The organism is Acinetobacter sp. 18QD2AZ41W, assembly GCF_009829025.1.
Classification (GTDB): domain Bacteria; phylum Pseudomonadota; class Gammaproteobacteria; order Pseudomonadales; family Moraxellaceae; genus Acinetobacter; species Acinetobacter pseudolwoffii.
The window spans coordinates 19,763-40,370 of record NZ_WURP01000015.1 but is presented as its reverse complement, the minus strand read 5'-3'; the positions used below and the strand labels follow the sequence as shown (position 1 = coordinate 40,370).

At 44.1% G+C, this 20,608-nt stretch carries 19 protein-coding genes and 1 pseudogene; 11 read left to right on the top strand and 9 right to left on the bottom strand.

Annotated elements, in window-relative coordinates; all coding sequences use genetic code 11:
- The 3 genes and pseudogenes from GVV58_RS13605 to rimI all read left to right on the top strand — a co-directional run.
- Window positions 1-123: pseudogene (locus tag GVV58_RS13605) on the top strand (elongation factor Tu); the annotation flags it as partial.
- 196 nt (window positions 124-319) lie between these two features.
- Window positions 320-1,204 carry a metal-dependent hydrolase gene (locus GVV58_RS13600; RefSeq protein ID WP_159516753.1) on the top strand — a complete coding sequence of 295 codons (885 nt, stop codon included), beginning with the start codon at window positions 320-322 and terminating at the stop codon, window positions 1,202-1,204.
- A gap of 102 nt (window positions 1,205-1,306) precedes the next feature.
- Window positions 1,307-1,765, top strand: coding sequence for a ribosomal protein S18-alanine N-acetyltransferase (gene rimI / locus GVV58_RS13595; protein ID WP_005096020.1), 459 nt, complete (start codon window positions 1,307-1,309; stop codon window positions 1,763-1,765).
- A 12-nt stretch (window positions 1,766-1,777) separates the two neighbouring features.
- Here rimI and GVV58_RS13590 read toward each other — a convergent pair whose 3' ends face one another.
- The 3 genes from GVV58_RS13590 to trxB form a co-directional block, all read right to left on the bottom strand.
- Complete coding sequence (locus tag GVV58_RS13590; protein ID WP_005096022.1) at window positions 1,778-2,593, bottom strand: arginyltransferase; 816 nt, start codon at window positions 2,591-2,593, stop codon at window positions 1,778-1,780.
- Window positions 2,594-2,614: 21 nt separating this feature from the next.
- Window positions 2,615-3,346 carry a leucyl/phenylalanyl-tRNA--protein transferase gene (aat, locus tag GVV58_RS13585; RefSeq protein ID WP_005172344.1) on the bottom strand — a complete coding sequence of 244 codons (732 nt, stop codon included), beginning with the start codon at window positions 3,344-3,346 and terminating at the stop codon, window positions 2,615-2,617.
- 92 nt (window positions 3,347-3,438) lie between these two features.
- Window positions 3,439-4,401, bottom strand: coding sequence for a thioredoxin-disulfide reductase (trxB, locus tag GVV58_RS13580; RefSeq protein ID WP_005172342.1), 963 nt, complete (start codon window positions 4,399-4,401; stop codon window positions 3,439-3,441).
- 250 nt (window positions 4,402-4,651) lie between these two features.
- Between trxB and GVV58_RS13575 the strand changes: the two genes are divergently transcribed.
- Window positions 4,652-7,705, top strand: a complete 3,054-nt coding sequence (locus tag GVV58_RS13575; RefSeq protein ID WP_159516752.1) for a DNA translocase FtsK — start codon at window positions 4,652-4,654, stop codon at window positions 7,703-7,705.
- Between the two features lie 64 nt (window positions 7,706-7,769).
- Here GVV58_RS13575 and GVV58_RS13570 read toward each other — a convergent pair whose 3' ends face one another.
- The 6 genes from GVV58_RS13570 to GVV58_RS13545 form a co-directional block, all read right to left on the bottom strand.
- On the bottom strand, window positions 7,770-8,057 hold the full coding sequence (locus GVV58_RS13570; RefSeq protein WP_005096030.1) for a PA4642 family protein: 288 nt from the start codon (window positions 8,055-8,057) through the stop codon (window positions 7,770-7,772).
- A 443-nt stretch (window positions 8,058-8,500) separates the two neighbouring features.
- Window positions 8,501-8,773 carry a cell division topological specificity factor MinE gene (gene minE / locus GVV58_RS13565; RefSeq protein WP_005096032.1) on the bottom strand — a complete coding sequence of 91 codons (273 nt, stop codon included), beginning with the start codon at window positions 8,771-8,773 and terminating at the stop codon, window positions 8,501-8,503.
- Window positions 8,774-8,775: 2 nt separating this feature from the next.
- A complete protein-coding gene (minD, locus tag GVV58_RS13560; protein WP_005096033.1) occupies window positions 8,776-9,588 on the bottom strand; it encodes a septum site-determining protein MinD in 813 nt (270 codons plus the stop codon).
- A gap of 66 nt (window positions 9,589-9,654) precedes the next feature.
- The gene (gene minC, locus GVV58_RS13555) at window positions 9,655-10,365 is read right to left on the bottom strand and encodes a septum site-determining protein MinC (protein WP_005096035.1); all 711 of its coding nucleotides are present in this window, start codon (window positions 10,363-10,365) and stop codon (window positions 9,655-9,657) included.
- Between the two features lie 159 nt (window positions 10,366-10,524).
- A complete protein-coding gene (locus tag GVV58_RS13550; RefSeq protein WP_005172337.1) occupies window positions 10,525-11,589 on the bottom strand; it encodes a hypothetical protein in 1,065 nt (354 codons plus the stop codon).
- An 18-nt stretch (window positions 11,590-11,607) separates the two neighbouring features.
- Window positions 11,608-12,534, bottom strand: a complete 927-nt coding sequence (locus GVV58_RS13545) for an acyltransferase (protein WP_005172334.1) — start codon at window positions 12,532-12,534, stop codon at window positions 11,608-11,610.
- Between the two features lie 253 nt (window positions 12,535-12,787).
- Here GVV58_RS13545 and GVV58_RS13540 point away from each other — a divergent pair, with 253 nt between their 5' ends.
- The 7 genes from GVV58_RS13540 to GVV58_RS13510 all read left to right on the top strand — a co-directional run bounded on the left by GVV58_RS13540 (window position 12,788) and on the right by GVV58_RS13510 (window position 20,554).
- Window positions 12,788-13,441 (top strand): OmpA family protein, encoded by a 654-nt coding sequence (locus GVV58_RS13540; RefSeq protein ID WP_074384135.1) that lies wholly within the window; start codon window positions 12,788-12,790, stop codon window positions 13,439-13,441.
- A gap of 137 nt (window positions 13,442-13,578) precedes the next feature.
- On the top strand, window positions 13,579-15,618 hold the full coding sequence (locus tag GVV58_RS13535; RefSeq protein ID WP_005096042.1) for a UvrD-helicase domain-containing protein: 2,040 nt from the start codon (window positions 13,579-13,581) through the stop codon (window positions 15,616-15,618).
- Between the two features lie 47 nt (window positions 15,619-15,665).
- Window positions 15,666-16,118: a dUTP diphosphatase gene (gene dut, locus GVV58_RS13530; RefSeq protein WP_005172331.1), complete on the top strand. Its 453-nt coding sequence runs from the start codon at window positions 15,666-15,668 to the stop codon at window positions 16,116-16,118.
- Window positions 16,119-16,498: 380 nt separating this feature from the next.
- Entirely contained in the window at window positions 16,499-17,917 is a 1,419-nt protein-coding gene (locus tag GVV58_RS13525; RefSeq protein ID WP_159516751.1) for a phosphomannomutase/phosphoglucomutase, read from the top strand.
- Window positions 17,918-17,927: 10 nt separating this feature from the next.
- Window positions 17,928-18,836, top strand: coding sequence for an acetylglutamate kinase (gene argB, locus GVV58_RS13520; RefSeq protein WP_005096046.1), 909 nt, complete (start codon window positions 17,928-17,930; stop codon window positions 18,834-18,836).
- Window positions 18,837-18,968: 132 nt separating this feature from the next.
- Window positions 18,969-19,817, top strand: coding sequence for a class II glutamine amidotransferase (locus tag GVV58_RS13515; protein ID WP_005096047.1), 849 nt, complete (start codon window positions 18,969-18,971; stop codon window positions 19,815-19,817).
- Window positions 19,818-20,098: 281 nt separating this feature from the next.
- Window positions 20,099-20,554 (top strand): bacteriohemerythrin, encoded by a 456-nt coding sequence (locus tag GVV58_RS13510; RefSeq protein ID WP_005096048.1) that lies wholly within the window; start codon window positions 20,099-20,101, stop codon window positions 20,552-20,554.
- Window positions 20,555-20,608: the final 54 nt, after the last annotated feature.

Below are 20,608 nucleotides of genomic sequence, written 5' to 3'. Positions count from 1 at the left end.
GACAACGTTGAGATGTCAGTAGAGCTAATCCACCCAATCGCAATGGACCCAGGTCTACGTTTTGCGATCCGTGAAGGTGGTCGTACAGTGGGTGCTGGTGTAGTTGCTAAAGTAACTGCATAATCGCTGATTGTGTAAAAAAAGCGCCTCTTTGAGGCGTTTTTTTTGTCTGGATTTTTGTCAGACAATCACTCATGAGTGTCCTTAACTGATAGTGTGATGACCTAAACTGCACTTATTTATACGATAAAAATCAATAAAACTAGGCTCAATAAAACAAATAATAGATTCAGGCAGCTGTGCTTGAAAGGAGCCTACAATGAACGTAAAAGTAAAAATTTCAGAGCGTGCTGGTGCAAGCTTTCCTGTTCGTCGTATGAATTTTGATTTTGATCATGTCCCGGAATACTGGATGCATGGATCAGCCGGTTTAACGCATTTTATGACCGCCTTATCTGCACTGTTTCCGGCAGGTGAAAAGTTCTTTATCGATAGCGTTCGGGCCGTGCGTCAGCATCCAGCGATCAAAGATAATGCAGAATTGCAAAAAGAAATTTCTGCCTTTATTGGTCAAGAAGCTATGCACACGCATGAACATGTCGGTTTTAATGCCTCCGCACAGCGCTATGGACATGATGTCGAGACACTGGATCATTATACCGATCAGGTGATTCAGACCACGCGTAAAGTCATGGCCAAACTGCTGAAGCCAGTTGACATTAGCCAAGAAATGGTGGATTTGACTGCAACCACAGCACTGGAACATTTTACCGCGACCATCGCAACGCAGTTGTTAAGTAACGCTCATATCCAGGAACTGATGACTGATGAAACCATGAAAAATATGTGGATGTGGCATGCGATTGAAGAAAATGAACATAAAGCGGTGGCCTATGATGTGTTTGAAGCTGTCTTTGGTAACGGTTTAAAAGCCTATGCGCTACGGACCTTATCTTTGGTCATTTCGATGGCAACCTTAGCTGTTGTACAAAGCTATTTTCTGGCCCGTTTACTCAAGCAGGACAATCAATTGAATTTGGAATCGCTGAAATCGATATATACCTACGCGTATAGCCCATCAAAAGGGGTAATTACGGGCATGGGTCGTGAAATGTTAATGTACTTTAAACCTGGCTTTCATCCAAATGATCATGATACACATGGCCTGTTAACAGTCTGGAAAGCCAAACTCGGACTTGAATAGGATTGAAAATTAAAGAGCGATTGAAATTGCTCTTTTTTTTACTCGATTTTTTGGATGAAGTTTCTATAATGCGGAAGTTAATTCTATATAAGATGAACGAAGATGATTCGTTTAATGCAAGCAGCGGATGTAGCAGCCGTTGCAAAGATTGAAAAATCTGTTCAATCACATCCCTGGACTTTAAAACAGTTTGAAGATGCAGTGACTGCTTATCAAAGTACCGTGATCGAGCAGCAAGGGCAGGTGCTGGGATTTTGTATTTTACAACCGGTGCTGGATGAAGCCAATTTACTGCTTATGGCAATTGATCCGGCTCAGCAAGGTCAGGGCTTGGGTTATCAATTATTGGATGCCTCAGTCGCCATGCTGAAAAATAATCCGGTGCAGATTTTCCTGGAAGTGCGCGAAACTAATATTGCTGCCATCAAGCTTTATGAAAAGTCAGGCTTTCATCAGATTGATTTACGCAAAAATTATTATCCGGGTTCAAACGGAACACGCGAACATGCCATCATTATGGTCAAGGCATGTACGGATGACTTTGCTAGCCTGTTCAAATAGAAACTGACGACCTTATTTAATAATCTGGTGATTCCATCCGCTGGGTAAGGTCGTCATCAATGAGTTTCCCAGGTGCTGAATCTCCAGCTCACTCAGCGCACGGTTTAAACGTCGCCATTGGCCATCAATCAAGAGTTCTAGAGGCAGATACTGAGATTTATAATTCATCTTGTTGGAGTGTGGCACCCAATAACCGAGGTAGATGAATTGCAAGCCAAGTTTTTGCGCATGTTCAATCTGCTTCAAGATTGCAAATGCACCGAGAGAGCGGCGATTTTCATCCGGATCGAAGAAGGTATATACAGCCGAGATGCCATCATCTAGCAAGTCGCAGGTGGAAACACTGATCAAGCGATCATCCAGCCATAATTCTAAAAAGAAGCTATCCGTACAACTTTGCAATAAAAACTTTTCGAACTGATCGCGACTCGGGGGGAACATGTCCCCATCTGCGTGGCGTTCATTGATATAGCGTTCATACAGCGCATAATGCGTATCACCGGCCTGCTCTGGACTGGTAATTTTCACCCGAAGATCCTGATTGCGTTTCCAGGCTTTTTTTTGTGAACTGTTCATGGAAAATTCAGCCACTGGCACGCGTGAAGATAAGCATTGACGACACAGATGACATTCCGGACGATAAACAAAATCGCCACTGCGCCGGAAACCGGTGCGCGACAGTTCTGACAGGGTCAGTACATCAATGCGATGCGCAGGATCCAGAAAAACCATACGTGCCGACTTATTGGGCAAGTAGCTGCAATCGTGCGGCGGCGTAATATAATACTGTAAATCGTTCAGTAGGGACTTTGGCTGATAAGAGTTCATAACAAGTACCCTCTGTTATTTTCATTCACTGAGTCGCGCGTTTTGCGCTATTGTTTTACTTGAAAATACACCCTCTTGATACTTTTTCCAATCGATAGCAGGCTGTTTTACAACATCTTGTAACGAATTAAGATAGTCTTGGCGAGAAAGTGTACAGGCGCCGAGGCTTAAAAGATGGTCATTGACCAACTGGCAGTCGATCCAGGGCAGCTTATTTTCCTGCCCAATCAGCATTAAAGTATAAAAAGCCATTTTAGAAACATCGGTCTGCGTACTAAACATGGACTCACCAAAACAACCCTGTCCAATCGTTACACCATAAAGCCCACCTACAATGCGATTTTCATCCCAGATCTCAATACTATAGCCATATCCGGCATCGAACATGTCGCAGTATCCTGCGATAATATCTTCACTGATCCAGGTATCTTCTGCATAAGCACGCGGCAATGAGCAGGAACGAATCACCCTTTCAAAAGCATGATTGACCGTGATTTGATAATCCCATTTTTTCATATTGCGGATCAGGGATTTACTTGGATGATAATCATGGGGCCGAATAATACAGCGCGGTTCCGGACTCCACCAGCAAATAGGTTCCCCTTCTGAAAACCAGGGAAATAAGCCATGAGTATAGGCTTCAAAAAGTGTGGAAGGGGAGAGGTCTGCACCAATACAAATCAGTCCTTCGCCTTCAGGGTCAACCTGCATCGGGTCAGGAAAGATAAATTGTGAGGGAGGAAGTAGATGCATGGCAAACCTGAAATAAAACTATAGATGAATCATAAGCTAATTCTAGCAATAAAAAAGCCGCCCATAATGGACGGCATTTTTATTCTTGCTGCTTAGTCTAGTTTGCCCATCGCATCAAGATATTTTTCTGCATCGAGTGCAGCCATACAGCCTGAACCTGCAGAAGTAATGGCCTGACGGTAAATGCTGTCAGCAATATCGCCCGCAGCAAATACGCCCGGTACCGAAGTTTGGGTTGCATTACCCGCAGTACCACTTTGTACCTGAATATAACCGTCGCGCAGCTGCAACTGACCGTCAAACATTGAACTGTTTGGCTTATGGCCAATGGCAACAAACATACCCGTTACATCGACGTTTTGAGTAGAGTCATCCTGGGTCGACTTGATACGTACTGAGGTCACACCAGATTGTGCATCCCCTAAAACTTCATCGACCTGATGGTTCCAGATAATGCTGATCTTGCCTTCTTTTTCTTTGGCAAATAAATGATCTTGCAAGATTTTTTCAGAACGCAATGAATCACGGCGATGAACCAGAGTCACATGTGAAGCGATATTGGATAAGTATAAGGCTTCTTCAACAGCGGTGTTACCACCACCCACAACCATGACTTTCTGGTTTTTGTAGAAGAAACCATCACAGGTGGCGCAAGCGCTGACGCCTTGACCCATAAAGGCAGCTTCAGATTCAAGACCTAAATATTGAGCCGTTGCACCGGTACAGATGATTAACGCATCACAGGTAAATTCGTCCATATCGCCTTTCAATACGAAAGGGCGCTGGTTTAGATCTACTTCATTGATATGGTCATACACGATTTCAGTGCCAAAGCGCTCTGCATGCGCCTGCATACGCTCCATCAATGCTGGACCGGTTAAGCCTTCAGGATCACCTGGCCAGTTATCCACGTCCGTGGTCGTGGTCAATTGGCCGCCCAGTTGCAAACCGGCAATGAGGGTTGGTTTTAGGTTTGCACGCGCTGCATAGACTGCTGCGCTGTAGCCTGCGGGGCCAGAACCTAAAATAATCAGTCGTGAGTGACGTGCGCTCATCAGCTGTATCCTTTTTTATTTAGAAATTTATTGAATTATACGTGAAACTGTATAACAGTGGGGTGAGATTAAAGTCGATATTATTGATCATTGAAATCGATTTGGGCTATATATAATAAGTACACAGTGTGCTTGCACAATAGTGCATCTTTTTTCACAGAACAGGTGCATAATATGCCTTTTATTGCGTCGCTTTTTTCAAGCATTGAAGCAAAAGAATATTCATGAAGAATTGGTTACAGGACAGTATATGACAGCGGTGTCGAGTGCCTATGCACAGCGCTTAGTAATGACATTATTTTTAGTCTCATTTGGGATTTATCTGTTTCTTGCAACAGTGACCTATACGCCATTTGATCCGGGATGGATGCATATCTCTAGTGATACGCAGACCGTTTCGAATGCCAGTGGGGTTGCGGGTGCCTGGATTGCAGACCTTTTGTTTGGCTTTCTCGGTTGGGCAAGCCTGCTGATTCCTGTCTATCTGTTTATGGAAGCGGTTCAGGTCTGGTGGCCACGTAGCTTCCTGAACCGGCCATTCCGCTATGCTGCGCAATTCTTCCTGTTATTGACCACGTCAGCACTGCTGTTTTTATTCTGGCAAGTGCCTGCCGATACGCTGGATAACTCTTCCGGCGGTATTATTGGCTATGAATTAGGCCAGAGTTTAGAACAGTTGCTGACGGTATATGGTGCTGCATTCTTCCTGTTGGTATTTTGGGTGATGTTATTTACACTGGCCTTTGGGGTGAAGTGGAACAAGACCTGGAGCAGTCTCAAAGCAACACCGGCTTATTTACAGGATCTGTTCTATCGCAATATCCCTGAAGGTATGTCCGATTTTGACCGGACTGCGCCTGTGATTAAAAAAGAGCCAGTGAATGCTGCGAAGAAAATGGTCGCAGTAACCCCTGCACCTGAGCATGAACTGGTAGACATCGATCCGGTAGTGCGTGATCAGGTTGCTGAACGCTTATTTGATGATTTTGCTGATAAAGAATCGCAGCAGCCACAGTTACATGACGATATTCCTGAGGCTGTACAGCAGGCTCCTGAGCCAGTCGAGACATTGAAGCAAGCACCGCAAGTGCCGCAACAGCCAGACCGCGTCGTGGCAACAGGCGAAGTATGGCGTGCCTTACATTCCAGTGAAGATCAGCGCCATAAACAGGATATTGATGCATTACTTAAAGCTGCCGAAGAAGAGCAGCATAGTGCTCCAGCCTCACACTTGGCGGTTTCTCAAGCTGCGCCGTCTCAACATGTTCAAGCTAGAACAGCGCCTGCTACGCATACTGGGCTGGACTGGGATGATGATGAAATCTTTGATGAACTTCTGGCTGCCGTTCCACAAGGAAAAACGGCGACAGATGTGCATAGTCCATTTAATGCTGCGCCTGCTGCAAAACCCCAGAGCTTTGCCGAAGAAGTTACAAGCGCGGCGCCGGTTCTGGCATCTGTCGCAACAGCACATGTAGTCAAAAATAGTGCATTGCAAGCCGATCTGGATGACCTGGGTGATTTGCTGATTGAAGAGGATGAGCCAAAACAAACTATACGTGCCTCTAGCTATGCGCAATCTTCTGCTTTTGTACAGGCCCCGATTCAGCATCAAGTTATAGCACAACCGGTATCTGATTCTTCTGCAACTCATGCCGCAGTACGCGAGGCTTTATCTAAAGAAGAATTTGTAGAAGCCTGGCAAGAAACGGCTGGCAAACCACAAGATGAAGACGAGTTTGATTTTGATGCACCTTTAACTGATGCTTCAGGCCGTCCGATGTCACGTGCGATGCAGGTGGCTGAGCGCCGTAAAGATCTATCGCCTCTTCCGGGTCTCGACCTGCTGGATGAAGTCGATCCGAATAAAAAAGTGAATTTCACTGAAGAGCAATTGTCGCGTTTATCTGAACTGCTTGAAATCAAACTGCAGGAATTCAATGTCAAAGCCAAGGTGGTTGAAGCACAGCCGGGCCCAGTGGTGACACGTTTTGAATTGGATCTGGCGCCGGGTGTGAAGGCCTCTAAAGTCACTAATATTTCCCGAGATTTGGCACGCTCGATGTCGATGGCATCGGTACGTGTGGTTGAAGTGATTCCCGGTAAACCGTATATCGGGATTGAAGTGCCGAACAGCAGCCGTGAAATGGTACGTTTGATCGAGCTTCTGACCATTCCAGCCTTCACTGATCCGAACAGTATTCTTTCCATGGCAATGGGTAAGGATATTTCCGGTAATCCGGTAATTGCTGACTTGGGCAAGGCACCGCATATGCTGGTGGCGGGTACCACGGGTTCAGGTAAATCGGTGGCAGTCAACTCGATGATTCTATCGATGTTGCTCAAATACAGCCCTGAACAGTTGCGTTTGATTCTGATCGATCCAAAGCAGCTGGAACTGGCCAACTATAATGATATTCCACATTTATTGACGCCTGTCGTCACCGATATGAAAGATGCAGTCAACGCATTAAATTGGTGTGTCAATGAAATGGAACGTCGCTATAAACTGATGTCTTTCCTGAAAATTCGTAAACTCAGTGACTATAACCGCAAGGTCGAAGAAGCGATTGCCAATGGTGAAGATCTGATCGATCCAACCTGGAAGGCCAGTGATTCAGTGGTGGGTGAGCGTGCACCGCGTTTAACGCCGTTGCCTTCGATTGTGATTGTCGCGGATGAATTTGCTGACATGATCATGCAGGTCGGTAAAAAAGCTGAAGAAATGATTACGCGTCTGGCACAAAAATCCCGTGCGGCCGGTATTCACTTGCTGCTTGCCACTCAGCGTCCATCGGTGGATGTGATCACCGGTTTAATCAAAGCCAATATTCCGACCCGTGTGGCACTGCGTGTCAACTCAAAAATTGACTCACGTACTATTCTGGATGCAGGCGGTGCAGAAGACTTGCTCGGTCATGGTGATATGCTCTTCCTGGGGCCTGGTAAAATTGAGCCTGAGCGTGTGCATGGCGCCTTTATTGCCGATGATGAAGTGAACCGGATTTGTGATGCATGGCGTGAACGTGGTGCGCCCAATTATGTCGATGAAATCCTGACGCCGTATGATGAGGAACCATCAAGTCGCGGTTTTGAAGAGGGTGGAGAGGGTGGCCCAGATCGAGATGCACTGTATGATCAGTGCGTAGCATTTGTACTCGAAACCCGTAAGGCTTCAACGTCTTCGCTACAGCGTAAATTTAGTCTGGGGTATAACCGTGCTGCGCGGATCATTGACCAGATGGAAGAGAATGGTATTGTCAGTGGCATGGGTGCCAATGGTAAACGCGAGATTCTGGTTTAAGTTTCTCTATGCTGAACCATAAAAAAGCCTGCAATTGCAGGCTTTTTTAATACGGTAGCTAAAATCAGGCAAACTTCGCCAATACCGCCAAGAACTCGGCACTTTGACGCGGGAAGGTGGCAATCACGTCATGAATGCGTTGCCCTTCAGGATTGGTTGCATTGACATCACGGCCATCAGCGACAAATTTCGTCAACAGGCGTTCATAATCAAATGGACGCATATGCTTGAAAGCATGATAAAGCACATGAAAGTCAGCATTTACACCTGCAGGAGGAAGCTGATTCAGGTAGGCAAATACACGCTCATCTGACCATTCTTCGTTAAAGGTCGCTGGTTGAGATAATGCCATCGCAATTTCCTTAATCTAATGTAGTTTTTTCGGCATGAAAAAAGGCAAAATTTGTATGAGCAAGAGACAGTGTCTTTTGAGCTGACTCTGTCTACTAGAAACATTGTTTCTAGTCTTGGGATTGAGTAAATCCTTAAAAGCCGTGCTTTAATTTACTGATCCAGACCACTTAAAGCCTAGCCTCTCGTCTTGCGGCCGGGTAAAGCAGTATTTACGACCAGCCCACTCAAAGCTTAGCTTCTCGTCTTGCGGCTGGGTAAAGCAGTATTTACGACCAGCCCACTCAAAGCATGCTTCTCGTGTTGCGGCTGGGCAAAGTAGTATTTTACGACCAGCCCACTCAAAGCTTAGCTTCTCGTCTTGCGGCCGGGTAAAGCCGTGCTTTACTAATCCGGCCTCATATTTTGCCTTGAATCAATTTGCTTGACCAATCAAAAATCAGATTATCGTTCTTCAGGTAAATTGATATTCATCTCAAGCATTTCAATATTGGCTTCAGAACGTACCGACATTTGAATATGCTGCTCATCGACACCACGTACATAGCGATTGACCACTTGCATGATTTCTGTCTTCATCTGATCAATTTTGTCCTGGCTCAAGCGACGACCCAAGCCTTGTTCGGAAGCAACGATAACCTTCAAACGGTCTTTAGCAGTCCGTGCGCTTGATGGTTTATCCTCGCCACTAAAAAGTTTACTCCAGAATCCTGCCATGTCTACGCTCCAAATAGTCGTGCTAACCAGCCCTTAGGTTTTACCTCGATATGACGGTAAGGACGTTCTTCGCCAAGGAAACGTGCCACGAGGTCATCATAAGCCTGACCTGCTGCAGCCTCAGTAAAAAGAATCACCGGCTTACCTTCGTTCGATGCCTGTAAAACACTTGGACACTCAGGAATAACGCCCAAGGTCGGTACACGTAAAATATCTTTAGAAATATCGTCAATCGTCAGCATTTCCTGTTTATCGGCACGTTCCGGGTTGAAACGGGTAATACACAGATGCTTACGAATGCGACCTTCGTTTTGTTCTACTTTTTTAGTTTTACTGTCAAGCATGCCAATGATACGGTCAGAGTCACGTACTGATGAAATCTCAGGATTGGTGACAATGATGGCTTCATCAGCATGGTACATGGCCAAAATAGCACCACGTTCAATACCGGCAGGTGAATCACAGATAATGTAATCAAATTCCTGCGAAAGTTCATCCATTACACGAGCAACACCTTCATCTGTTAAGGCATCTTTATCACGTGTTTGTGATGCAGGTAAAATATATAAATTTTCAATATCTTTATCGCGAATCAGTGCTTGCTGTAATCGTGCTTCGTTATTTAAAACATTCACAAAATCATAAACTACACGGCGTTCACAGCCCATAATCAAATCAAGGTTACGTAAACCTACATCGAAATCGATCACAACAGTTTTGTGACCGCGTAGGGCTAAACCTGTTGCAAAAGATGCACTTGTTGTAGTTTTACCTACACCACCTTTGCCTGACGTTACGACAACAATTTTCGCCACCGAATCCACTCCTGTTATGGTTCAAATCCCCTGTTTAAAATGGGGTTTTTGGTATTTATTTATACATTAAAATTGTAGAGCTTCAAATACAAGCTCTTGTTGATCATTCAAGTAAATATGCACTGATTTCTTAACGACATGCGGGGGAATATCATCCGCTACGCAATAGGTTCCCGCAATCGAGATCAGTTCTGCTTCAAGGCTGTGACAGAAAATACGGGCTGCCGTATTCCCCCCGACACCTGCAATGACACGACCACGTGCGCTGCCATACACATGGATATTGCCTGAAGCAATCAGTTCTGAACCACTGTTGATGCCGGCATTGATAATAATGTCGCCATTATGCTGCACAATACATTGGCCCGTCCGCAGAATTTCATCATGATATGAGGTCACATGCGCAACGATCGGGGCAGCAGCTGCCTGATCATCACTTGTCGCTGCTTCTGGCTTAACTTCTACCACCTGTTCTTTCGTGGCTTTCACTTCTTCTAACTGGCGATCGGGTGGCAAAACCGGGAACTGAATGGAACGCGCCTGATCACCCAGTAAACCTTCAGTCACGGCCATTGGCTGTACATCTAAGTCGATTAACAGCTGAATCAGGGCAATCAGTTCCTGTTCAACTGAACTTTCAATGACGGCCAAAGTGCCAGATGGGAATGCAGCTTGTAATTTTGGGCTAAGTTGCTGGCGGATGGCATCATGATCATTGGTATCTAAGCTAATGCGTATTGCATTGACCATTCTGCCTTTTATCCGTATATCAGCCATAATTCTTCCTTAAATACTTCTGACTTGCTGGTTTTATGTCGAAGCAATGTTGTAAATAGTGCAAATCCTAGAACAAATTGGCGTAATTCTCTAGCGATCTCAGTTATTTTTTTATGCCAACAGAACCGGATGATTTTATCTGGTTCTGCACTTTAAATGTTATCTATCTATTGAGCGCTGATTTTGCTCATGTTCTTCTAAAATCTGTTGCCACTGTTTGACTTTCACCTGTTTTTGGATCGCTTCAAGTGTTTCAAAAACAGCCGATTCGACCAACTTATCAATATGTGGATTATGTTCAATCTGAATCTGGCTGATTTTATCTGAAATTAGGGTAAAAGTCGGATTTTCTTTTTGGCCGGTATGAGTAAAGGGATCAATCAGACCTTGGGTGATATTTTCCCCTAGACGTTGGCCAATACTTTGAATTTGTTGTTCAATCCGGCTACCGACAAGTGGAATTAATCGCAATAACTGGGTCAGTTCCGGGGTGTCTTCAATGGCTTGATTGACTACTTGCCCGACATTTTTAGCAATCATGGAACGTTGTGCCTGCAACTCTTTACCCAAAGATTCCTGCAAGATGTCTGCCAAGGCAACTGCCAGTAATTTACGATGATGTTCTACCAAATCATCAATCAATTTTTTATGTGATGTACTGGTGCTGAGTTCACGCTTAATACCGTCCAGTACAGTCAGCACCACACGGCTGGAAAGCTCCTCCATGAGCATGTTGTAATAAAAATTGCCTTGACGATACCAGCGCTCGGGAATGACTTTATAACCGTGACTATGCAAGTTATAGCCAATCGCGACCGCACGTAACAGACGCAGAAAGCGCAGTTGTGGAATAATGGAGAGAATTTCATACCAATGTACGAATGGAAAAAACCACCAGCGCCGATGATGGCGCTGAACAATGGCAATGCCCCAACGTGCCAGTAATTCACAGATCAGGAAGGTGGTAAACCAGCCCTCAGTAATGACGACCCAAGGGCGTAAATCACTTTTATAAAACTGCAAGATTTCCGGTAAACGAATGAAGTCAAACAACCATTGACCAAAATCGCTCATTAAAATGGCGTTGGCACTGAGACAAAATAGATTAATGATGATTAAGACCATCATAAAAATGTCGTAAATCAGCGCAACTTTCCAGCCCCAGGTGCCTTTACGAATAAACTTAAATGAGCTAGAGGTGATGTCGGGGTTGTCGTTCTTCATAGTTACTCAGGCAAAAAATCAGACAGCGCTTTGGTCAAAGTTCTGCTGCATTTGCGCTATTAGTTGATCTTTTTCAGTCCAGATTTGATCAATCCATTTCTGGAAACGTGCACGGTATTCAGCATCATCTTCATAATTGCCGCCGAGTACCCAGTCAGGAATCTCAATTTTTCTTAAATTTACCGCAATTCGTGGCACTTCACCTAACCAAAATTCACCATAACCCGGAATACCGTCCGGATAAACGATGGTCATATCGACCAGCGCATCAATTTTATCGCCGAGAATACTCAGCGCCAAAGCCAGACCACCGGCCTTAGGTTTAAGTAAGTATTTGTAAGGAGACTGCTGCTGATCATGTTTGTCTTGGGTAAAACGCGTGCCTTCCAGATAATTTAACAGGGTAAAGGGCTGACTGATCAGCTGCTCACAGGATTTACGTGCTTCTTCCATATCGCGGTATTTTAGCGCAGGATTTTTAGCAATCTGTTCCTTGCTATGCCGTTTCATCATCGGAAAACCTAAGATTTTAAAGGCTTGACCGACAAAAGGAATAAAAATAAGTTCCCATTTTGTAAAAAAACGCGTCAGCGGCATACGGGTCAAGCCGAAGTACTGATTGACGGTGGTATCGACCCAGCTTTGATGATTACAGGTCATCAAATAACGGCCCTGCATATTTAAATCAAGTGATTCATCTACTGTTATTTGCCATTCGGTATTGTTGAGCACATTGTCAATCAGCCAGTTATTGACGCCTAACCAGCTGTTGGTAATCTTGATATTGGTTTCATCAACTTTTGCAGATTTTTTAAAAAACTTGGTAAAACCCAGCGCCAGAACCGGAGGGCCATGAAAAAAAGTACTGCCTGTCATCACTGAGGTGACAGCCAAGCCACGTGTAAGTTTTTTTAAAGTTGCTTGTTTATTGCTATTCGATGACATATCAAAACAGTCCCCAGAGATTAATCGCTTAAATTTTTTCATATTTTGAATAATATAATGAGAGTGAGGCAAATAAAAAAGCCTAAAGGCCTAACTATGAAGATATTGTGATGAAGTCCATTGTTTTAGTTACATATAAACATTACAAAATATTGCGAAACGATTTATTATTAACAAAAATTCAATGGTTATCCCGTTCAATTTAAATCATTATTTCGCTTATACAACAAAGCATACAATAAGGAGTCATGCGATGCGTGCACTAGTAATTTCAGCAGCTGTAGCAGGGGCCGTAGCACTTACAGGTTGTCAATCAACTGGTAATAACCTCGGTGGTGTGGAATATGATAAAGCTGCTTTAGGTACTTTAATTGGTGCTGCAGCAGGTTACGGTGTTTCTAAGAGTAATGCGAATACCAGCCGTCAAAACAACCGTGCAGCAGCGATTGGTGCTGTTGTTGGTGGTGCAGCAGGTGTTTATCTTGATAACAAAGAGAAAAAATTACGTCAAGCAACAGCCGGAACTGGCGTAGATGTTAACCGTAATGCAGATGGTTCGATTAACCTTGTAATGCCAGGTAGCATTACATTTGATACCAACAAATCGAACATCAAACCAAACTTCTATGGCACTTTGAATAAAGTGGCTCAAGTATTAACCGAAGATAACCAGAGCGGTATTTTGGTCACTGGCTATACAGACAGTACCGGTAATGACTCAATCAACATCCCGTTGTCTCAAGCACGTGCTAACTCTGTAGCAACTTATTTATCAGGTCAAGGTGTTTCACGTACACGTATTAATGCTCAAGGTTTAGGTTCAGCCAACCCGATCGCAGACAATACAACTGCGGCGGGTAAAGAACAAAACCGTCGTGTAGAAATCGCGGTATATGCTGTTCAATAATCTTTAAACGCATATAAAAAAACCACCTTCGGGTGGTTTTTTTATATCTGAACATTGACCTGATTAATCGTATTTTAAATTAGGCAACTGAGGCAGAGATGACTATAATCGGAGCCGAATCTAGAAGAGGAAGCCATATGTCACTCGCCAGTCAGTTAAATGACAAGCAACTTGAAGCCATGAAATACACTCAAGGACCCTTGTTAGTACTTGCAGGAGCGGGTTCAGGCAAGACTTCAGTGATCACGCGAAAAATCGCATATCTTGTCAAGCATTGCGGGATTCCTGCGCATCGTATTACTGCAATGACCTTTACCAACAAAGCGGCACGTGAGATGAAAGAGCGTGTCAGCAAATTGTTAACCCGTGAAGAAAGTAAAGGCGTTTCAGTTTCGACTTTCCATACCTTTGGCCTGAATATGCTGCGTCTGGAGCTGAAACATACCCCCCTTAAAAATAATTTTTCGATTCTGGATGCTGACGACTGCAAACGTATTCTGATGGATTTGATGCATCGTGACAATTTATCCGGTGCAGAAAGCAAAGAACTGATTGCCAAAGCCATGAAAATGATCTCGGACTGGAAAAATGATCTGATTCCACCCGAGCAGGCGCATACCACTTGTGAAACTGCCGAAGATGTCCAGTTTGCGCATTTATATCAGCTTTATGAACGTAATCTGCGTGCCTATAATGCCGTAGATTTTGATGACCTGATCGTGATGCCGACACGTCTGCTACAGGAAAATGCCGAAGTACGGGATAAATGGCAAAACCGGGTGCGTTATTTGCTGGTCGATGAATATCAGGACACCAACACTGCACAGTATATTCTGGTGAAATTGCTGGTTGGCGTAATGGGGCAGTTCACCGCCGTAGGCGACGATGACCAGTCCATCTATGCTTGGCGTGGCGCCAAACCGGAAAATATGGCCTTGCTGCAACAAGATTTCCCGAATTTAAAAGTGATTAAACTGGAACAGAACTATCGTTCGACCAGTCGTATTCTTAAAGCAGCTAACACCGTGATTGGCAATAACCCGCATATTTTCGATAAAAAACTCTGGTCAGACAAAGGCCATGGTGAAGTGATCCGGGTGATTACTTGCCGTAATGATGATGATGAAGCAGAACGCGTGGTCAAAGACCTGATCACGCATAAATTGATGAATGGGAAAAGCTGGAAAGATTATGCGGTATTATATCGCGGCAATTTTCAGGCGCGTATTTTAGAAACCCATCTCCGTCAGATGCAGATTCCGTATAAATTGTCTGGTGGTCAATCCTTCTTCGCGCGTGCCGAAATCAAGGACATGATGAGTTATTTACGCCTGATCATTAACCCTGAAGATGACAGCGCTTTCCTACGGATTATCAATACGCCAAAACGTGCCATTGGGCCGGTGACACTGGAAAAACTGGGTCTCTTTGCTCAGGAAAATAACCTGTCACTGCTGGCTGCGGCAGCGGATCAGCGTTTGACCATGGCGATTCCGAAAAAGGCCACCACACAGTTAGCAGAGTTTGCCGACTTCATTGAGGGCTTTACCCGCAATTTACTTGATGATGATGAACCCGTACCGATCATCCGTCAGATGATGATTGAAGCCGGTTATATCGATTACATCAAGGAAACTGCAGCCACGCCGGCACAGGAAAAAACCAAGCTCGACAATATTGAAGTGCTTTACAGCAGCATCCAAAGCCTGATTAACCGCGCTGAAGATGTCGATGAAAAAAATATTGAAAGCGTGATTCGTAAAATGGTGCTGCTGGATATGCTGGAGCAGCAACAGGAAGAAGAAGATACTGACAAAGTCAACTTGTTAACCTTACATGCTTCTAAAGGGCTTGAGTTCCCTTATGTCTATCTGATTGGGCTGGAAGAAGAAATTCTGCCGCATAAGAACTCGATTGCTGCGGAGACGGTTGAAGAGGAACGTCGCTTGATGTATGTCGGGATTACCCGTGCACGTCAGGGTCTGACCATTACCTTGGCCGAACAGCGTAAGGCCGGCGGACAGATGAAGCAAATGACCCCAAGCCGTTTTCTGGATGAATTACCGGAAGATGAACTGGAATGGTTAGGTCGCAAGAAAAAGCTGGCGGGTAATATCGATCCGAAATTACAGGCGCAGCATTATCTGGATAATTTGCGCAATCTTATCAAACGATAAACTTCAACGCTTATACATATTTTAAATGCAACAACAGGAATGAACACATGAAAGTTCAGGTGAAAGTCCTTGACTCGCGTCTCGGTCAGGAATGGCCATTACCGACTTATGCCACCACAGGTTCAGCAGGATTGGACTTGCGTGCCTGCGTCCATGAAACGACAGTGATTGAACCGGGTCAAACCGTTTTAGTGAAAACAGGCTTGGCGATTTATATCGAAGATCCTGCTTTTGCAGGTCTGATCTTGCCACGTTCAGGTTTAGGTCATAAGCACGGGATTGTGCTGGGTAATCTGGTAGGTCTTATCGATTCAGATTATCAGGGTGAATTGATGGTATCGGTCTGGAACCGGAGTCAGACTGCTTTCAGTCTGGAGCCGGGTGAACGTTTGGCGCAATATGTGCTGGTGCCGGTAGTACAAGCTGAATTTGATCTGGTCAGTGAATTTGAAGCCACTGAGCGTGGTGCTGGTGGCTTTGGCCATACCGGTAAAAACTAAAGAGAAGATGACCTGCAAACAATGAATGGATGTAGGTCATTTCTTAAATACAACAAAGTAAATCCTAAACATAATGTGACGCTTAAAATGGAGTTAAAAATAAAAATTTATTTTCTATATAAATAGAGTTATTCAAAATTGAAATTTATATCTTTATTTTAATTTTAGCCGGGGAAATTAAAAATAAATATAATTAAATAAGGACTATTTCATCACAGAAATTTTCTGATTATTCAGTTAACGGTAATATTTTTATAATTGATTGTTACATTGAAATGGTTTAAAAGTAGCGGGTCTTAAAACAAAAACAAATGTTTAAAGTCATGATGATGAAATAAGTCATTTTATACCTCCTTATATTTAGTGAAAAGAACAGTTTTATGGGATCTATGAATCATCTATTCCCTATGCACATTTTTCGAGCCTATGACATACGCGGTAAAGTCAGTGTACTGGGTGCTGGGATTATCGATGCAATTGCTCACGGTTTAGCACAGCAATATCAGGCTGCGCGACAGACACGTGTCGCAATTGGCTATGATGCACGGCTTAGCAGTCCGGCTTTTGCAGAAACCATTCGCCGTATTTTTCAAGCTTATTCGATTGAAGCCACCATTGTCGGTTGTTGTTCCAGTCCGATGCTGTATTTCACCGCACGGCAATTTGATGGCAATGGCATCATGGTCACGGCCAGTCACAATCCCAAAGAAGATAATGGTATTAAATGGATTGTCTCTGGTGAGCCGCCTTGCCCAGAGATGATCCAGCAGGTGGCTCATCTGGCCAAACCACATTATAGCAATCAGCAGCTTTGCCTAGACGAACAGACTCATCAAGTTATTCCAGAATTTTGTCTAAAATATCAGCATGGTATATTAAAAGATATCCAGCTGAAGCGCTCATTTAAAGTGGTTCTGGATGGTCTGAATGGTTCAGCCGGGCGCTGTGCCAATCTGGTGCTTCAAAAAATGGGTTGTGCGGTGATGGCTTTGCGTTGTGATGCCAATGGGCATTTTCCAGACCATGCACCAGATCCTTCGCAAGACAAACATCTGGAGACTTTACGCCAAAGCATCATGCAACAGCAGGCTGATCTGGGCATTGCCCTGGATGGCGATGGCGATCGCGTGGTCTTGATTGATGCACAGGGCCAGATTATCACGGCGGATCAGTTACTGTGCCTGTTTGCCGAAATTTGCCTCACTGACTCAGCACCACGCAAGTTTGTTTATGATGTCAAATGTTCAACCCTGGTGCGAGACACCGTGCAACGTTTGGGCGGTGAGCCGGTGATGATTCGTACCGGAAGCTCATTTCTGAGAACTTATCTGGCACAATCTCAGCAGCAGGCGATTTTTGGTGGAGAATATGCCGGGCATTATGTCTTTAATGATGGCCGTGGCTGGGGCTATGATGATGGACTCTATGCAGCGCTCAGAGTCATGGAATATCTGGATCAAACTGGTCAAAGTCTTGCACAAGCTTTAGCGGCTTATCCGAAACGGCATGGGACCGAAGATCTTTATATTGCAACGCATCATGTGCATCCGGTTGAACTTTTAGACTTTGTTGAACAGCAATCTGAAAGAATTCGTGCGCAAATCAGTAAAATTGATGGGATACGTCTTGATTTTGAGGATGGTTTTGGCATCATTCGAGCATCCAATACAGGTGAGTATTTCACAGTGCGCTTTGATGCCAATGATGCTCAGGGCCTGAATGAAATTCGTCAGCTGTTTGTAGCCATGTTGCGTGAACGTTATCCACAGATCGCTCAAGATATTTTAGATGCTCAATAAGGAGAGGCGAATGCCAAATCAACAAACAGGCATCGACAAAGCACAGATTTTGACAGAAGCTTTGCCGTATATTCAACGCTTTGCGGGTAAAACCCTGGTAGTAAAATACGGCGGTAATGCGATGACCGATCCTGAGCTGGAAAGTTCATTTGCACGTGATATCGTATTATTAAAAACGGTTGGTATTAATCCGATTGTGGTGCATGGTGGGGGGCCACAAGTCGATTCCATGCTGAAACAGTTGGGCCGTGAATCAGACCGTATCGACGGGATGCGCGTGACTGATCCTGCCACGATGGAAGTCGTGGAAATGGTACTTGGCGGTAGTGTCAATAAATCGATTGTGAACCTGATCAACCAGCATGGTGGTCGTGCCATTGGCTTGACCGGTAAAGACGGCAACCTGATTCGTGCACAAAAACTGCTGATGGAAAAAGTGGCTGAAGATGGTTCGGTTCAGCAAATTGATTTGGGTCTGGTCGGTGAAGTCGTTGGCGTAAAAACCGATGTGCTGGAAATGTTCACCAACAGCGATTTCATTCCCGTGATTGCACCGCTGGGCGTGGATGAAGAAGGCAATACCTATAACATCAATGCAGACTTGGTGGCAGGTAAAGTCGCAGAAGCCCTAGGTGCAGAGAAGCTGATTCTGCTGACCAATATTACAGGTGTTCTGGATGAAAATAAAAACCTGCTGACGGGTTTAAGCACTCAGGAAGTTGACCGTCTGATTGAAACAGGCGTGATCTATGGTGGCATGATTCCTAAAGTCGGCTGTGCACTGGATGCGGTCAAAGGCGGCGTAGTGAGCGCGCATATTGTAGATGGTCGTGTGCCACATGCCAGCTTATTGGAAATTTTTACCGATCATGGCGTTGGTACACTGATTACCAACCGTGCCCATCCACCTCGTCCATAAGTTGTTTTTTTGCGGAAAAGAGCCTCAATTGAGGCTCTTTTTTATCTCTATTTATAACTGATAGCTATTTGAAATGACTCGGGTAGTCATGCACAATAAGCATCTAAGAAGATAGAAAGCTGAAACCAGACCATGTGCCAACTGCTTGGAATGAATTGTGCCACCCCGACGGATATTACCTTTTCATTTCGTGGGTTTTCCCAGCGGGCCGGAATTACCTCGGATCATGCCGACGGTTTTGGGATTGCTTTTTTTGAGGATAAAGCCTGTCGCCTATTTGTCGATAACCAGTCTGCGGTTGAATCTCCGATTGCCGAGCTGGTGCGTAACTATCCGATCAAATCCCGTAATGTGATTGCGCATATCCGTAAAGCCACCCAAGGCAAAATCAATCTGGAAAATTCGCATCCATTTAGCCGCGAACTGTGGGGCCGGCAGTGGATTTTTGCCCATAATGGCGATTTGCATGAGTATTTTCCGGTGCTGAGTGGCCGTTTTACCCCAGTCGGCAATACTGACAGTGAGCGCGCTTTTTGCTATTTGCTCGATCAGCTGGTCAAACGCTTTGGTTATGATGAACCGAGTCTGGATCAGGTCTTTGAACTACTTGCTGAGGTTTCACCTGCGATTGCAGAACACGGCACTTTTAATTTCTGTCTTTCCAATGGGCAGGCGCTGTTTAGCTATGCCATTACCAAATTGCACTGGCTGGTGCGTGAATACCCGTTTAGACCGGCACAGCTGATTGATATTGATGTCGAGGTGGACTTTAGTCAGGTCACTACGCCGAAGGACAGGGTTGCGGTTATTACCACTGAGCCATTGACACAAAATGAGGAATGGACCGCTTTTCAGCCGGGTGAAATGATTCTGTTTAAAGAGGGTGCCAAGTTCCGTTCGCAACTGACTCGGGTAGATCGATTGGAACGGGAACGTCTAGATCCATCCTTAAAACGTGTGACCAAAGCAGATTTATATTAAAAATAGATTTTTTTATTTTAAAGATGGGATTTAATTCCCGTTTTTTAATATCTTTTTTATTTAAATTAAAGAGAAGCCATATTATTGGAAATAGTATATTGATTAAAAAATATCTGATTCTTATACTCGGGTTTAAAATATATTCCTAATAAAAACAGTTAATTGCAAGGTTTCTCTTAAATTAAGCCGAAAGCCGACTAATTTACTTCATTTTTATTCAAATCAATACGTTATATGATGATTTTTATGTGATAAGTCCTTAATATTTATAGGTGGTCGTAATGAAAATGAAATGGGTTCCAGACTATAATACTGGTATCGATGTGATTGACGATCAGCACAAACGAATTCTCGATTATATCAATGAAATTGATGAGATCAATGTAAATACCGACCGTGCCCGTATTAAACAGATCCTCGAAAATATTATCGATTATACCCAGTCGCATTTTACTTTTGAAGAATCTCTTCAGGAAGAAGCGGGTTATAAATACCGAGTTCCACATAAACGTGTACATGACCTGTTTATCAAGAAAATCGAGTCTTATCGTGATCGTTTTGAACTGGGGCAGTCGATTGAATCAGAACTGCATGAAGTATTATCTAAATGGTTAATCAACCATATTCAGCACGATGACGCTGATTATGTCGGCGCAGTCAAAGAAAATATGATGGGCATTATCAAAGAAAAAGAACAGAAAAAAGGTAAAAACTGGTTCGCTCGTTTCTTCTCATAATAAAAGACGTAACGAGATAACAAGAATTACAATTTAATAATAAATTTTGCGCAG